This window comes from Shewanella sp. MSW, from assembly GCF_007636515.1.
GTDB classification, from domain to species: Bacteria; Pseudomonadota; Gammaproteobacteria; order Enterobacterales; family Shewanellaceae; genus Shewanella; species Shewanella indica.
This window is the reverse complement of record NZ_LVDR01000002.1, coordinates 142,423-155,866: the sequence shown is the minus strand read 5'-3', so window position 1 is coordinate 155,866 and position 13,444 is coordinate 142,423. Positions and strand designations below refer to the sequence as shown.

Here is a 13,444-nt window from a genome sequence, read left to right as displayed (position 1 = left end):
ATCCTCAAACAGATTATCAGGCTGTATCTCCAGCCTTTCTCATGGGAGTGGCATTACTGAAAATAAATTGAGCCCAAGGGAAAACAGCAAGCCCGGGACAACACCACTTAAGGCGGCACTCTAGCTTAACTTTAGAAGATGATCAAATAGTAATTATTATCATTTGCAATATTATTTACTCTAATATATTTTAATCTGAAGAAAGGGAAGTTACTCGGGAAGCCAAGCCATTTTTCGGTACGAAATACGGTGCCAGCCAAACGGTAAAAACTGGCCAGACGGTAAAGGCAGGAACCATGGAATGGTGGCGGCTCAGGGACAGAGCCGACCCAAGACAGAACAGCATTGAGCCTTATGGGTCATTGCTTAGTTGAATTTGAACATTCACCCGCCGCAACAAGCGGTTGTAAACAGGAGTAACGGCGTGACCCCCAAGCGTTATTGTGGTTTTGCGCTCATGGCATTGTCACTTCAGAGTGCCGTATTGGCCTCTCAGACAGCCACCCCAGATCCTTTGGTAATGCCCACCAAGGGCGGTTTGCAACTGAGTTTCAGCGCAGCCCCTGCGGCAAACGCCCCATCCGCTAAGCATAAAGAAGCTGAACATAAAGCCCCTCAACATCAAGAACCGCTGAAACAGAATGTGGCGAAACCTGAGCCGCCAAAGTCAAAGCTGCTCAAAACCAGGCCGCTCAAAGCGAGTCAGAAACAAGCCTCAAAGATGAGCAAGCCACAACCGACTCAGGAAAAGCCGCGTGAGATAACAGAGAAATCTGAACCGAAACACGCCCCATCGACTCCGCGAGAAGAGCCTGTGTCCCATGAGGAAAAGCCGGGTATTCCTTCGTCACAGGTTCAAACTGCCGCCACCTCAGGGCTGAATCACACAGTAGAGCTGGCTGAGCCTGTATTTGCCAGCCCGCCGACGCCGCCGAGCTACCCCAGACTCGCCCGCAAGCGGGGCTTTGAAGGTACGGCTCTGGTAGACATCTTCTTTGATCATCAGGGCAGAACCCAAAACGCCTTGCTCGTCAGCAGCTCAGGCTATGCCATTTTGGATGAAGCGGCATTGGCCGCCGTACGCCACTGGCAGTTCAGCATTCCTTCCCAAGCTTCAGCAGCCCGTTTCAAAGTCAGGGTGCCGGTTCGCTTCGCCCTTAATTAACAGTTGGAGACACGATGGAATTAAATTTGTACCAAAGCCTGCACCAGCAACTAGGCGCTCTTACCTGGCCTTTGCTCATCTGCGCCTTTCTGACCCTGATGATATTACTGGAGCGCTTTGCCATCTTGTTGCCCAGCCTGTTCAGGCGCCAATCCTGGCTCGGCGAATTACGCAACGGCACACTGGATGAAAGCAGTGACAGCCTGCTTGAACGCCTGAAAGATAACCGGGGACTGATTTCCTGCGGTGCCCGCCATTTGCTGAGGCAGGCCGCACAACCCAAGGCGCTGCGGGAAGAGTTGTTGTCACTTTGGCTGGCAAGGGAGAAGCGCAAACTCCACGCCGGACTCAAGTTGCTGCAATACATAGGTACCATCAGCCCGCTTCTGGGTTTACTCGGCACTGTGCTGGGGCTAGTGGAGATGTTCAACGATATTGGCGCCAATCAGAGTGACAGTATCACTCCGGCCTTGTTGGCCTCGGGCTTGGGATTAGCCATGTACACCACAGCCGCCGGCTTGTTGATCGCTGTACCCGCGTTATTGGGAGCGCAGCTATTCGGACTCTGGGCCGAGCGTTCAGTGATCTCCTGCGCCCATGTACTGAATCATCTCAACCTTTGGTTGGAAGGGGTTCCGCTGCAGGGCGAAGACAATGATTACGCCGCCTTCAACCTGACCAAGCTCACCGGTGTCAACGGCAAGCGGCGCCATCCGGAGCCGCTGTCATGATTGAAATTAAGGAAGAGCATGGCCTGGATAGCGGCCTGGATCTAACCCCCTTGATAGACATCATCTTCATAGTATTGGTGTTTTTACTGCTCACAGCCAACCCCAGGTTATTGAGCCTGCCGATTGAAGTGCCGGATAACAGCGCCAGCACTTTGAGCCCACAAGCGCAGACTCAATTGACGGTCAGCGTGTTACCCCAGGCGCCGTTCTGGGCACTCAATGAACAAAAATTTGCCCGGTTCGACGCGTTCGAGCAGGCCCTGACTCAAGCGCTGGCCGACGATCCCGAGCTGACCTTAATCGTGGCCGCCGACAAGGAGGCAAGAGTCCAGCCGCTGATGCAGCTGCTGAGTCTGCTGCAACGGCTGCAGATCAGCCAGACCCGGGTTCTGATGGAACCCTAAACACCTGATGAAACCTCAGACACAAGTCTGTGGCGATGAGTCCCTGAATTATTTTGGAGCTAGAATGAAAAATTCTCTTATCTTTCTCTGTGGCCTGCTCGCCATGCCGCTTTTTGCCGCTGAAGAGCCCCCCAAGCGAGTGATCAGTGCCGGTGCCGGTGTCACTGAATTGGTGCTGGCATTGGATGCCGCCCCACAACTGGTGGCTGTCGACGCCAGTAGCGCCCTGCCAAAGACGCTGAAACTGCCAAGACTCGGCTACCACAGAATGCTGTCAGCCGAGGGCATATTGGCGCAAAAACCGGATCTCCTGATTGGCACCTCTGTGATGGGACCTACCAGCAGTATAGACCTGGTAAAACAGGCCGGTGTGCCGGTTATCACCCTGAAGGCGGCCGATACCGCCGAGCAACTACAACAAAATATTCTCACTCTGGGGAAGGCCCTGAATAAGGAGAAAGCCGCCACCGAACTGGCCGATACCCTGGGTGGCAGGTTACAGCAGCTGGCGCAATCTGCGGCCAAATTCGAACATCCGCCCAGAGTCATGTTTATGTTGCTGCAGTCAGAGCGTCCCGCCAGAGTCGGCGGCACCGATACGGCCGCCGATATCATTATCCAGCTGGCCGGTGCCACCAACGCCGCCGACTTCAGCGGCTACCGCAGCCTGTCTCAGGAAGGCATTCTGGCGCTCAAGCCAGAGCTGATTTTACTCTCAAGCGCCAGCGAGCAACCCGAGCCTCAAGCCGATAAGCTACTAAAGAGCATGCCGCTACTGGCCCATACTCCGGCCGGAAAAGCCGGTTTGATCCGGGATCTCCAACCTCAGGCCTTACTCGGAGGATTGGGTATCTCCGCCATTGAAGCGGCCGAGTCCCTGAATCAGGAACTGCTGGAGCAATAATCATGGCTGCCGTGCTGCCCACCCACCGTCACCCCTGGCTCTGGCCTGGACTCGCCAGCCTGCTGCTGTTTTCCGCGTTGCTCTCGATAACAACAGGGCCAGTGACCATAGGCTTGAGCGATATAATCGACGCCCTGTTTGGCTCAGTCGCCGCCGGGCAGGAAGCCAATACCCTGATAGTGCAAAATGTCCGTCTGCCGAGAACCTTGCTGGCACTGATTGTCGGCGCCCTGTTGGCACAGTGCGGCGCCGTAATGCAAGGCCTGTTTCGTAACCCTCTGGCTGACCCAGGCATCATAGGTGTGTCCTCGGGCGCGGCGCTGGGAGCCGCCATCTGTATAGTGCTGCTGCCGCATCTTGGCAGCTATGCCGTCCCCCTTGGTGCTTTTCTCTGCGGTCTAGCAACCAGTTTACTGGTTTACCGGCTCGCCACTTCAGGTGGCAGCACCTCAGTGGTGTTACTCTTGCTGGCCGGGGTGGCTATTACCGCCCTGGCCGGTGCCGGAATTGGCATGCTGACTTTCCTTGCCAACGACATGGCACTGCGGGATCTTAGCCTGTGGCAGTTGGGGGCCATCGCCGGTGCCAGTTGGCAATCCGTTTTTATCTGTCTGCCGGTACTGGCCTTGGTGAGTTGGCAGTTCAACAAACAGGCATTGGCGCTCAACGCCCTATTGCTGGGCGAATCCGAGGCGCGTCATCTGGGCATAGAGGTAGACAGGCTCAAGCTGAAGTTGATCTTGCTCTGTTCTTTGGGTGTTGGTGTTGCCGTGGCGGCCACCGGCATCATAGGTTTTATCGGACTGGTGGTACCGCATCTGGTGCGACTGATCAAGGGGCCGGATCATCGCCAACTGCTGCCGCTGAGTGCCATTCTCGGCGCCGTGCTACTGGCATTGGCCGACTCAGGGGCCCGTACCTTGATGTCACCGGCGGAGATCCCTGTCGGCCTGATGACGGCTCTGCTCGGCGCTCCCTTCTTCCTCTATTTGCTGCTGAGTCAGCGACGTAAGCTTTATTGAGGTACTCCATGCCTTCACTTGAATCCGTGACCACGACAACTGCCGTACAGACAGCCATGCCATTTGAGTCCACCGCAGTTACTGAGCAAGTATTGGGGCTCAAACATCTCCATGCCAGAGTCGACAACAAGCCCTTGCTGACCGATGTCAGTTGCCGACTGCAAAGCGGCCAATTTTACGCTCTGCTGGGGCCCAATGGCGCCGGCAAGTCCAGTCTGCTAAGGCTGTTGACCCAGGAGCTCAAGGCCGATGCCGGGCGGATAAGCCTTCACGGCTCGCCTCTTGGGCAGTGGCCGAAGCAAGCCTTGGCCAGGCATCTGGCCATGTTGCCGCAACACTCGAGTCTCAGCTTTCCCTTCAGCGTTCGTGAAGTGGTAGCCATGGGCCTGTATCCTCTCAGTCTCAGTGCCAGAGATGCCGCCCAACTGGTTGAGCAGCAACTCTGGCGTCTGGACCTGGCTCATCTGAGTGAGCGCAACTATCCGGCACTGTCCGGCGGTGAACGCCAGCGGGTTCAGTTGGCCAGGGTTTTGACTCAATTGGCCCAGGCCGAGCACTCGCCTGTACTCTTGCTGGATGAACCCACCTCGGCACTGGATTTGGCCCAGCAACACAGAGTACTGCGGCTCGCCAGAGAGCTGGCACATGAGCAGGGCTACACTGTATTGGCCGTGCTGCACGACCTCAACCAGGCCAGTCACTATGCTGATCAATTGCTGGTTATGGACAAAGGAAAACTCCTGGTACAGGGGCCGCCCCAACAGGCTTTGACACCTGAACTGATTTCCAGGGTCTGGCACTATGAACCTGGCACCTTCGCCGACGCGCAGGGACAGAGACTCTATTTTTGAAGCTATCAAAGCCCATGCAGTATGAACCCTGCCATAAGATGACCCAGAACAAATTCAGCACCAACAAACACCTTTGATGTGAAGCCGTCTGTGGTCAGAACGTCAAGCAGGCAAGTATAATCCTTGGGTCAGTCATTAACCCCATCAGAGATGAACAAGAAGCCAGCGATTTCCAACGAAACCCAAACCGAAGCCATGCGTATGGCCAAAGCCACTCAAAAGGCGGGGCAGACCAAGGAGCAAACCCGCCTCATTGCCCAGGGCATAGAGAAAGGCATTGCCGAATACAAGAAGCAACAAAAGGCCAAGGCCAGAGAAAGAGACAAGGCACGCAAGCAAGAGCTTAGGCAGAAAAAGAAACTCCAGCACGACGAAGATGACTGTGTAGAGGCAAGCGAAATGCCTTCAAGCCACATCCCCAAATGGCAACTCTTGTTACCTTGGATACTGCTGATTTTAAGCTGGATTTGGTTTGTTTTTATATAGACTTATCAATTACTTAATGCTGGTCTGGAGAACTGATAAGGTTATAAAGATAGCTTCCTCACAGTGAGTTCAGCCACACACGAACAAGTTGCGGCATGATTTAAGATACGATAATCCGCGAACTTCCTGACGGTTAATGGCAACAGAGAAGCTCAGATGTCGCTAAACAACAAGGTGCGTATCTGCTCCAGGTGAGTACCGACCCAGGCGCTGTTAATCGGGCCCCAGGTGCGGATGTGGTAGTGCCCTGAGTTATTCCGGCGGCCATCCTGGATAAAGTCCACCTGAATACCTATATCGCCGAAGGCGGCAATGGCATCTTGCAAGGTGCGGCGCGGCATGCCGGTTTCCTTCTGTAAGGACAACAGATTATGTTGGCTATCGTCTATCAGGTGGGCCAGATAGAGCTTACGTAAAAAGGCGGTTTGCTGTTTGGATACCTTATCGGCTTGGAACATACTCATCGTCCTGATGGTTTACAGCCAGTAGCGGCGCGTTTGAGAAAACGAGCGCCACACAGGCAACAAAGTCTTGCAACCAAACTACTTGATATCCAGTTGTTAACACAAGTGCAATCGCTCAGGATCTGGAACTGCATCAAGTCTCTGCCATCCGAGCTGGCTGCTTGAAGCGACAAACTCTCTATTGCTATAGTCGAGTCAATGCCCCAAGGACTCAAAGCACATGGATATCCGCTCGCCCCACTCGCCCCTGCCACAGCAACAGTGGTTAGGCTTTGACAGCCAACCCTTAACCCCTTTGTCTCCCCGCTACCGCCAACAATTGCTGTGGCAAAACCTGCTGCTGATGGCACTGATCATACTGCTGCTAGTGCCTGCTTTACTGCTCAGCGCCAAGCTGAGTGGTCTTGAAGTCATCATCTCGGTCACGCTGGCACTGCTGCTTTTGGGATTCAAGACCTGGCTCAATCAAAAACAAGCCGAAGCCATGGGTTATGGCGTTTGTGAATACGGCATTTTGCTGCGTGAAGGGCTTTGGTGGCAGAGCCATACCGCCATGCCGGCCAGCAGGCTGCAACATGTGAGCCTGTCTCAGGGACCATTGCAGCGCCATTTCAGACTGACAAGTTTGCGCTGCTACAGTGCCGGCAGTTCGGCGGCCGAGGTCAGCCTGCCCGGGTTGGAGAATGAAGTAGCCGAAGCGCTGCGCCAACATCTGCTGTCTCTGGCGAGTAAAAATGTCAGTGGCACCTCAATGGAGACGCCGAATTGAACCAGGTGCAGCAAGCCGACTGGCACTCGCTCTCGCCTTGGGCAATCATCAGTTTCAGCCTCTCCAGCCTGAAGCACTTCCTCAGCAACGGCTATGCCCTGGTGCCTATCCTCTATACCGGCTGGCAGCAGGGATTTGACTCCGTTTGGCTGCCACTGGCGCTGGTATTGACCCTGGTAATCATTTTTGCCCATGGGCTGTTGAGCTGGCGTAAATTCCGTTATCGCTTGACTCGAGGGCAACTCGAGGTCCACAGCGGCGCCCTGTTCAGGCGCAAAGTCGAACTGCCGGTAGATAGAATTCAAAATGTGCGTCTGGAACAGCCTTTTTACTTTAAGCCGTTGCGACTGGGTAACTTGATAGTGGAAACTGCGGGTTCAACCAAGGATGAAGCCTGCTTAAGCGCAGTCACCCAAGTTCAGGCCGAGTCACTGAGGCGGCAATTGATGAAACAGGCCGACACAGACCAAAGCGCCGCCACCTCTGCACCGCCAAACTCCCGCTTACTGGTGAAGAAGTCCCTGGCCGAGCTGGCGCTCTTTGGTCTGTATCAGAATAATTTTGTTTGGTTTGCCGTCATCGCAGGTCCGGTGCTCAGCCAGCTCGAAGGCAGTCAACTGATGGAGCTCGGGCTGACACAAGTCTTCGACTGGCATCAGCAGCAGGTAAGCGGCAACCTGCTGCTGGAGCTGGGGTTCCTTGTCGGCCTTCTGCTCCTTGGCTATCTGCTGTTTTCCTTGATCTCAATAGTCGCGGCGCTGCTGAAATATGCCCCCTATCGCCTGACCCAGGAGCAGGAAACATTACAGCGTAGCGGCGGCCTGCTGTCCCACCAGCAAGACATACTCAAGCAGCACAGGATTCAACTCATCAGTTTGCAGCAGCCATTGCTGGCCCGCTGGCTGAAACGCTGGACTCTGAGCTTCAAACAGGTAAAAGGCCATGAGGTGGAAGGCGGCAGCAACCATCACATGTTGGTGCCATCTCTCGGTAGCGGCGAAGTGCATCGCCTGCTGAAAAGGCTCAACCAAAGAAGCAGCAAGGCCGACCGTATTCCCAATCGTTGGCACCCCATTCACCCGAGCTGGTTTTACTATAGGGCGCTGTGGTGCTTAACTCCCGCATCGTTGACATGGGCGTTTTGGGGTCTGACGACAGAAGTTTGGCTACTATTACTGGCAGGAGTAATGGCTGTCCCGGCGCTTTACCTACGCTATCGTCAATGGGGATTTTGGCGGATTGAAAACGATCTCTGGATCCACAAAGGGATCCTAAGCCACAGTTGGCTATTGGTGTCGCTGAACAAGGTGCAACATCTGCAGCTGATCCAAAGCCGGGGACAAAAACGCCGAGGCCTCGCCAGCCTCAAACTGGGGCTGGCCAGCGGTGAACTGACGCTACCTGCGATCCCGCTGGCCAAGGCGCAGGATATCGCGGCGCAAACCCTTGGGCTTATCGCCCATGATCACAGCAACTGGATTTAATCTCAGGTCAATAGAAGGAATTGTCATGTCAGCTCAAATCGTCTCCGAGTACAAGCCACAACAGATAATCCATTTTTGGTTTGAAGAGATAAACCCCAAGGCCTGGTGGGTCAAGGATCCTGAGTTTGACCAAACAATTGAGCGTCGTTTCGGCGCCTTGCTCAATGCGGCCCGTCAGGGCGAGTTGTGGCATTGGCGGCAAACGCCACAAGGGCGCCTGGCGGAAATTTTGCTGCTGGATCAGTTCTCGCGCAACATTCACCGCGACACTCCCGATGCCTTCAGTGCCGATCCCATGGCATTGGCTCTGGCGCAGGAGGCTATCAGCATAGGCGCCGACAAACAGCTGCAAGCCCCTATGCTGGCATTCCTCTATATGCCCTTTATGCACAGCGAGTCGGCGCTTATCCATCAAAAAGCCCTGGAACTATTCACCTCGGAACAGACCAAGGACAACTATGACTTTGAATTGAGACACAAGGCGATTATCGACAGGTTTGGCCGCTATCCCCATCGCAATGCCATATTGGGACGAGAGTCGACCGCCGAGGAGCTGACCTTTCTAGAGCAGCCCGGCTCCTCGTTCTAGTGCTCATTCAAGCGGCATCGACTTGCTACTTCACCACCAGCACGGGACAGCTTGCCTTGTTGGCCACGGCCTCGGCCACATTGGTGCTGAGGAAATGGGCCAGACCACTGCGACCATGGCTGGCAATCACTATCATACCGACATCGGCAGACTCGGCTTCCGCCAGGATCTCATCAACTGCGTCACCACGGCGAATCACAGTTTCAATCTTCAGCGGGCTTTTCAGCTTGGCCAGCAACTCATGCATCTTCTCGGCGGCGGCCTTCTCCATGGTTTGTGCCAGTTCTTCCGGAGTGATGATCAACAGCTGATAGTTTTCATCACCTATAGGTTGATCTACCACATGCAAAATCCGCAGCCCAACATGATAGAGGTTGGCCATTTCAATAGCATATCTCAAGGCGTTGGCGGCCGTATCACTGAAATCAGTGGGCCAGAGGATATCTTTGTTACGCATAGCGACCTCCTTGACACGGCGGGCATCGACTGATGAGATACCTGCCGAATAATATCAACAAGTTATATTGCAAAACTTTTAAGCACCCTATGAATACTTTACTCCATTTAGCCACAACCGTAAGCCTATTGGTGATTATTTTTACCCCGGTTTACGCCGAGGATGCCGCCAGTCTGGTAGAAGAAGCCAAGGCGCTGCAACAAGCCCGACAGAGCCAACAGGCCAAGCCGCTCTTTGAACGAGCCGCGGCCCTTGGCAGCAGCGAAGCCCACTTCATGCTGAGCTACAGTTATTCCTTACCTTTGGCCGAAGACATAGCCCATTTAAGCCAGGCTGCAAGGGCCGGTCACCCCAAGGCCTTCTATTACCTGACAGAGCGCCTGCTGACCCGCGGCGGCTCAACAAACAGTGCCGACCCGCTCAGGCTGGCCGAGGTGTTAAAACAGTATCGAATTCACCACCCGGACTTTAGCTTCGACTATCAAACCACGCTGGATGCCTGCATCTATGCCGACAAGCCCGATTTCAACCGGCTTAAGGCTCTGAGCGCGCCCTTAGAGGAAGGCTATAGCTATCGTTTGTGGCAACAGGCCGAGAATCTCTCCAAACTGCAAGATGGCAACAATTATGACCGCCAGGTGCTACAGCTCATCTGTTATGGCGCCGAGGTACCGGCCGAGCTGGATATAGCCGTCAAAGACAGGCTCAAACTCGACCCCGGTGCCAAACAGACCACTGAATTTGATCTCTGCAGCGCGATTACCAGCGGCATGGGAATGGGCTTTTGTGCCTCACGGGAAGAGCAGCGGCTGAAGCAACAACGCCTCGCCAAACAAGAAGAGATCAACCAAAATATCAAACAACGCCTGGGATTAGCGCCGCTTAAATTACTTGAGCCGGCCAACAGCGCATTCGAGCTGTGGCTGCAAGCGAAAACCTCAAGGGAGGAAGGCCATGGCGGCAGCGGTCGCAGCGCCTTTATTATTGGCTCCCAGAGCGAGCAGCGGCAAAACTATCTGGCACGTTTGGAAATGCTCAGTAACGAAGAGCAAGTGGTGAACACTTTCCCTGACTTTGCCAGCGCCGACAAAGAGCTCAACCAGGTGTACCGCGCCTTGATGAAGAAACTGCGCCCGGCAGATGATCCCGAGCTTTATATGTTTGAAGTGACCAAAGAAGACCTTCGCGCGGTGCAGCGGTTGTGGCTTAAATACCGCGACAGCAATGCGCGCCTATTTGCCGCACTTGAAGGCTCTACCACTGAGCAGGAGTGGCAGGCACTCTTGACTCAAGAGCGCAGCGAGCAGCTCAAAGCCCTGTTGGAATGGCAATAAAAAATGCCCGCGCCTCCTCACAGGTCGCGGGCATTTCATGGCAAGACGGTTTAGTCTTTCAGCCAGTCGATGGCATCGAGACGGTCGACAAAGAACTTCACATCTAAGGGAGTGAACCAGTCGGCCATCTTGGTCATCCATTCCTGCAAACTGGTATTGCCTATGATGGCAATCTTCTCGAAATGGCGCCCATGCTTGATCCCCAGCTTGAGATCGTCCCACATGGCTCTGGCTTCCCAGCCATCCATTTCGGTAACATCCAGCAGGGCGTAAATATCCGGATCCTTCACACCGGATATCGCCGATTCCAGCATAGGCACCATATATTCATAGTCTTCGTGGGTCAGTTTTCCCACGGCTTTCATGGTGACAAAGAAATCGTCATCACCATAACGCTCAATTCCGATTGAAATACCATGCATGTTCAAGCTCATCATCAATTCCTTATGTCAACGATTTCAAAAACAAAGCCCCATCTATTCGATTTCAGTCTAGTTGGCGACCGTAACGCATTCTGTGATCCATATCAAATATAGCCCGGTTATTGCCAATAGGCGCAGACTGAACTAACATTAGACCGACTAATCAGTCGGTTATTTTAAAAGCAGCTTAATGGTTGCCGAAGGAGGCAAAATGTCGCTTGTTAACCCAGAGCCGCTCACAGTGGAAAATCAGCAATTACTGCAAAAATTCACCGTGCAGCGCCAGGCTTTCAATGCCGCCCCCATGCCAAGCCTTGGCGAGCGCAAGGCCAAGCTCAAGGCGTTAAAACAAGCCTTGTTGAAACACCAGCAAGCCCTCACGGATGCACTCAGTCGCGACTATGGCCACAGATCGACCGACGATAGCCTGATCTCCGACATACTGCCGGTCGTTACCCAGATCAACTACAGCCTCAGGCATCTCAAAGGCTGGATGAAACCCAGTCGCCGCCATGCCGGATTATTGCTGGCCCCGGCCAGCGTCAGGGTGGAGTATCAACCCAAAGGCGTGGTGGGTATTATAGTGCCGTGGAACTTTCCTATCATGTTGTCCTTGAGTCCGCTGGCAACAGTGATTGCCGCCGGTAACCGCGCCATGTTGAAGTTGTCTGAATTTACTCCCCACACCAATGCCGCCCTGCGCTCCCTGCTGGCCGAAGTCTTCGATGGCTCCGAGGTCTGTGTGATTGAAGGGGAAGCCGAGATTGCCGCCAGTTTCTCCGCCCTGCCCTTCGATCATCTGCTGTTTACCGGCTCGACTCAGGTAGGACGCCATGTAATGCGCGCGGCGGCCGATAATCTCACCCCTGTCACCCTGGAGCTGGGAGGCAAGTCCCCTGTGTTAATCGCCCGGGACATGCCCATGGAGACGGCGGTAGAGCGCCTCATCTACGGCAAGTGTCTCAACGCCGGGCAAATTTGTGTCGCCCCCGACTATATTCTCTGCCCCAGTGGCAAAGAGGCTGAGTTTATTAGCGCCTATCGGCGCCGCTTCCAGCAGTTTTATCCCGACTTTGACAACACCCCGGACTATGGCCAGATACTCAACGAACGTCAGGCCGCCAGGCTGGTCGCCCTCCTGGAAGATGCCACCGCCAAAGGGGCACAGGTATTTGCCGCCGACCGCGAGCAACCACTCAGCAAACTGCCCAGCGCCAAACAGCGCAAATGGCCCACCTTGTTGCTGACCAAGGTCAGCGACGATATGAAACTGATGCAGGAAGAGATCTTCGGCCCTTTACTGCCCTTGGTCAGTTATCAAGAGCTGGGGCAGGCGCTCGACTATATCAAGGCGCGCCCCAGACCTTTGGCCTTGTATCTGATGAGTTTCGATAAAGAAGTGCAGCAAAAGGTATTGTCCCAAACCCACTCAGGCGGCGTCTGTATCAATGAAACCGTGTTTCATGTAGCCGCCGATGATGCCCCCTTCGGAGGCATAGGTCCGTCCGGCATGGGACACTACCACGGCCAGGAAGGGTTTCGCACCTTCAGTCACGCCCGCACTGTGCTGTCCCGGGGGCGATTCAATACCGGCAAACTGGTGCATCCTCCCTACGGCAAGGGGATCCAGAAGCTGCTGCTTAAGGTGTTTCTCAGATGAAGCGCAGCAGCGAAGCTGCCCGGGCAATAAGCAGCAAACAGGACAAGAAGCAACAGATCCTGGGCAGCGCATTGCAACTGTTTGTCGAGCAAGGTTTCTATGCCACCTCGACCGCCAGCATAGCCCGCCACGCCGGCGTGGCCACCGGCACCCTGTTCCATCACTTTAGCAGTAAAGAAACCCTGATGGATCAGCTGTTTCTGGCTATCAAGACAGAGTTTGCCAACGCCATTTCAGCAAGTTTGCCAAAGACGCCGGCAAGCATCACTGAATTGCCGCAGCGGGCAGAAATGCTCTGGCAGGCCGGGCTCGATTGGGCGCTGGCGCAGCCTCTGAAGCTGAGTTTCTTTGTGCAATACGCCATGTCGCCCAGTGTCAGTGAAGCGGTCCGGCAGCAGGCGATGCATGGCATTCTCGGCTTTATCGCTGACCTGTTGGAGCAAGGCATCAACCAAGGGGTTCTGGCAGATTTACCCAGAGAACTGTTGCTGGAAGCTTGCCACAGCCAGTTCCTGGCGGCGGCACGCTTCTTCTGCAACCAGCCTCAGAAGGCCACCCGAGAGGCCAGAGACGCCAGCTTTCGCCTGTTCTGGCGCGGTGTGGCAGCCTAGCCCTTCGGAGTCAAACCCCAATGGCAGCCGCAAGCCTGGCTCTTGAAATCGGCCTCCTGAAATGAGCCAGCTGAAATAAATGCCCTGGAGT

At 54.6% G+C, this 13,444-nt stretch carries 16 protein-coding genes; 13 read left to right on the top strand and 3 right to left on the bottom strand.

Features of this window, described 5'->3' with window-relative positions:
- The first annotated feature begins 424 nt into the window (after positions 1–424).
- From AYI96_RS02330 to AYI96_RS02300, 7 genes are all read left to right on the top strand, one after another.
- Positions 425–1,165 (top strand): energy transducer TonB, encoded by a 741-nt coding sequence (locus tag AYI96_RS02330; protein ID WP_144360923.1) that lies wholly within the window; start codon positions 425–427, stop codon positions 1,163–1,165.
- 14 nt (positions 1,166–1,179) lie between these two features.
- The gene (locus AYI96_RS02325) at positions 1,180–1,896 is read left to right on the top strand and encodes a MotA/TolQ/ExbB proton channel family protein (protein ID WP_144360922.1); all 717 of its coding nucleotides are present in this window, start codon (positions 1,180–1,182) and stop codon (positions 1,894–1,896) included.
- On the top strand, positions 1,893–2,300 hold the full coding sequence (locus tag AYI96_RS02320; protein ID WP_039034139.1) for an ExbD/TolR family protein: 408 nt from the start codon (positions 1,893–1,895) through the stop codon (positions 2,298–2,300). Before AYI96_RS02325 ends, AYI96_RS02320 begins: the two co-directional genes overlap by 4 nt.
- Positions 2,301–2,364: 64 nt before the next feature.
- Positions 2,365–3,204: a hemin ABC transporter substrate-binding protein gene (locus tag AYI96_RS02315; RefSeq protein ID WP_186299997.1), complete on the top strand. Its 840-nt coding sequence runs from the start codon at positions 2,365–2,367 to the stop codon at positions 3,202–3,204.
- A 2-nt stretch (positions 3,205–3,206) separates the two neighbouring features.
- Positions 3,207–4,226 carry a FecCD family ABC transporter permease gene (locus AYI96_RS02310; RefSeq protein WP_144360920.1) on the top strand — a complete coding sequence of 340 codons (1,020 nt, stop codon included), beginning with the start codon at positions 3,207–3,209 and terminating at the stop codon, positions 4,224–4,226.
- Between the two features lie 56 nt (positions 4,227–4,282).
- Positions 4,283–5,077, top strand: coding sequence for a heme ABC transporter ATP-binding protein (locus AYI96_RS02305; protein WP_144360991.1), 795 nt, complete (start codon positions 4,283–4,285; stop codon positions 5,075–5,077).
- Positions 5,078–5,227: 150 nt separating this feature from the next.
- Positions 5,228–5,563: a DUF2956 domain-containing protein gene (locus tag AYI96_RS02300; protein ID WP_071476653.1), complete on the top strand. Its 336-nt coding sequence runs from the start codon at positions 5,228–5,230 to the stop codon at positions 5,561–5,563.
- A 152-nt stretch (positions 5,564–5,715) separates the two neighbouring features.
- Here the strand turns inward: AYI96_RS02300 and AYI96_RS02295 are convergent, their stop codons facing one another.
- A complete protein-coding gene (locus AYI96_RS02295) occupies positions 5,716–6,021 on the bottom strand; it encodes a winged helix-turn-helix domain-containing protein (protein ID WP_039034136.1) in 306 nt (101 codons plus the stop codon).
- A 226-nt stretch (positions 6,022–6,247) separates the two neighbouring features.
- On the opposite strand from AYI96_RS02295, the gene AYI96_RS02290 reads away from it, so the two are divergent.
- From AYI96_RS02290 to AYI96_RS02280, 3 genes are read left to right on the top strand one after another with little or no spacing between them, the layout of a single operon-like run.
- Complete coding sequence (locus tag AYI96_RS02290; protein WP_144360919.1) at positions 6,248–6,796, top strand: PH domain-containing protein; 549 nt, start codon at positions 6,248–6,250, stop codon at positions 6,794–6,796.
- Between the two features lie 5 nt (positions 6,797–6,801).
- Positions 6,802–8,280 (top strand): PH domain-containing protein, encoded by a 1,479-nt coding sequence (locus tag AYI96_RS02285; RefSeq protein WP_260852940.1) that lies wholly within the window; start codon positions 6,802–6,804, stop codon positions 8,278–8,280.
- A gap of 25 nt (positions 8,281–8,305) precedes the next feature.
- Positions 8,306–8,869, top strand: coding sequence for a DUF924 family protein (locus tag AYI96_RS02280; protein ID WP_039034135.1), 564 nt, complete (start codon positions 8,306–8,308; stop codon positions 8,867–8,869).
- Positions 8,870–8,894: 25 nt separating this feature from the next.
- Here AYI96_RS02280 and AYI96_RS02275 read toward each other — a convergent pair whose 3' ends face one another.
- The gene (locus AYI96_RS02275) at positions 8,895–9,326 is read right to left on the bottom strand and encodes a universal stress protein (protein WP_144360917.1); all 432 of its coding nucleotides are present in this window, start codon (positions 9,324–9,326) and stop codon (positions 8,895–8,897) included.
- An 89-nt stretch (positions 9,327–9,415) separates the two neighbouring features.
- On the opposite strand from AYI96_RS02275, the gene AYI96_RS02270 reads away from it, so the two are divergent.
- Positions 9,416–10,660 (top strand): lysozyme inhibitor LprI family protein, encoded by a 1,245-nt coding sequence (locus AYI96_RS02270; protein ID WP_186299995.1) that lies wholly within the window; start codon positions 9,416–9,418, stop codon positions 10,658–10,660.
- A gap of 50 nt (positions 10,661–10,710) precedes the next feature.
- Here AYI96_RS02270 and AYI96_RS02265 read toward each other — a convergent pair whose 3' ends face one another.
- A complete protein-coding gene (locus tag AYI96_RS02265) occupies positions 10,711–11,094 on the bottom strand; it encodes an STAS/SEC14 domain-containing protein (protein ID WP_039034132.1) in 384 nt (127 codons plus the stop codon).
- A 199-nt stretch (positions 11,095–11,293) separates the two neighbouring features.
- On the opposite strand from AYI96_RS02265, the gene AYI96_RS02260 reads away from it, so the two are divergent.
- Positions 11,294–12,742 carry a coniferyl aldehyde dehydrogenase gene (locus AYI96_RS02260; protein ID WP_039034168.1) on the top strand — a complete coding sequence of 483 codons (1,449 nt, stop codon included), beginning with the start codon at positions 11,294–11,296 and terminating at the stop codon, positions 12,740–12,742.
- On the top strand, positions 12,739–13,353 hold the full coding sequence (locus AYI96_RS02255; protein WP_144360915.1) for a TetR/AcrR family transcriptional regulator: 615 nt from the start codon (positions 12,739–12,741) through the stop codon (positions 13,351–13,353). The genes AYI96_RS02260 and AYI96_RS02255 overlap by 4 nt, the downstream gene beginning before the upstream one ends.
- The last annotated feature ends 91 nt before the right edge of the window (positions 13,354–13,444 follow it).

Excerpts from the sequence above, each read along its gene's own strand:
- AYI96_RS02325 (WP_144360922.1), top strand. The coding sequence starts at position 1,180 with ATGGAATTAAATTTGTACCAAAGCCTGCACCAGCAACTAGGCGCTCTT.
- AYI96_RS02320 (WP_039034139.1), top strand. The coding sequence starts at position 1,893 with ATGATTGAAATTAAGGAAGAGCATGGCCTGGATAGCGGCCTGGATCTA.
- AYI96_RS02315 (WP_186299997.1), top strand. The coding sequence starts at position 2,365 with ATGAAAAATTCTCTTATCTTTCTCTGTGGCCTGCTCGCCATGCCGCTT.
- AYI96_RS02310 (WP_144360920.1), top strand. The coding sequence starts at position 3,207 with ATGGCTGCCGTGCTGCCCACCCACCGTCACCCCTGGCTCTGGCCTGGA.
- AYI96_RS02305 (WP_144360991.1), top strand. The coding sequence starts at position 4,283 with ATGCCATTTGAGTCCACCGCAGTTACTGAGCAAGTATTGGGGCTCAAA.
- AYI96_RS02300 (WP_071476653.1), top strand. The coding sequence starts at position 5,228 with ATGAACAAGAAGCCAGCGATTTCCAACGAAACCCAAACCGAAGCCATG.
- AYI96_RS02295 (WP_039034136.1), bottom strand. The coding sequence starts at position 6,021 with ATGTTCCAAGCCGATAAGGTATCCAAACAGCAAACCGCCTTTTTACGT.
- AYI96_RS02290 (WP_144360919.1), top strand. The coding sequence starts at position 6,248 with ATGGATATCCGCTCGCCCCACTCGCCCCTGCCACAGCAACAGTGGTTA.
- AYI96_RS02280 (WP_039034135.1), top strand. The coding sequence starts at position 8,306 with ATGTCAGCTCAAATCGTCTCCGAGTACAAGCCACAACAGATAATCCAT.
- AYI96_RS02275 (WP_144360917.1), bottom strand. The coding sequence starts at position 9,326 with ATGCGTAACAAAGATATCCTCTGGCCCACTGATTTCAGTGATACGGCC.
- AYI96_RS02270 (WP_186299995.1), top strand. The coding sequence starts at position 9,416 with ATGAATACTTTACTCCATTTAGCCACAACCGTAAGCCTATTGGTGATT.
- AYI96_RS02265 (WP_039034132.1), bottom strand. The coding sequence starts at position 11,094 with ATGAGCTTGAACATGCATGGTATTTCAATCGGAATTGAGCGTTATGGT.
- AYI96_RS02260 (WP_039034168.1), top strand. The coding sequence starts at position 11,294 with ATGTCGCTTGTTAACCCAGAGCCGCTCACAGTGGAAAATCAGCAATTA.
- AYI96_RS02255 (WP_144360915.1), top strand. The coding sequence starts at position 12,739 with ATGAAGCGCAGCAGCGAAGCTGCCCGGGCAATAAGCAGCAAACAGGAC.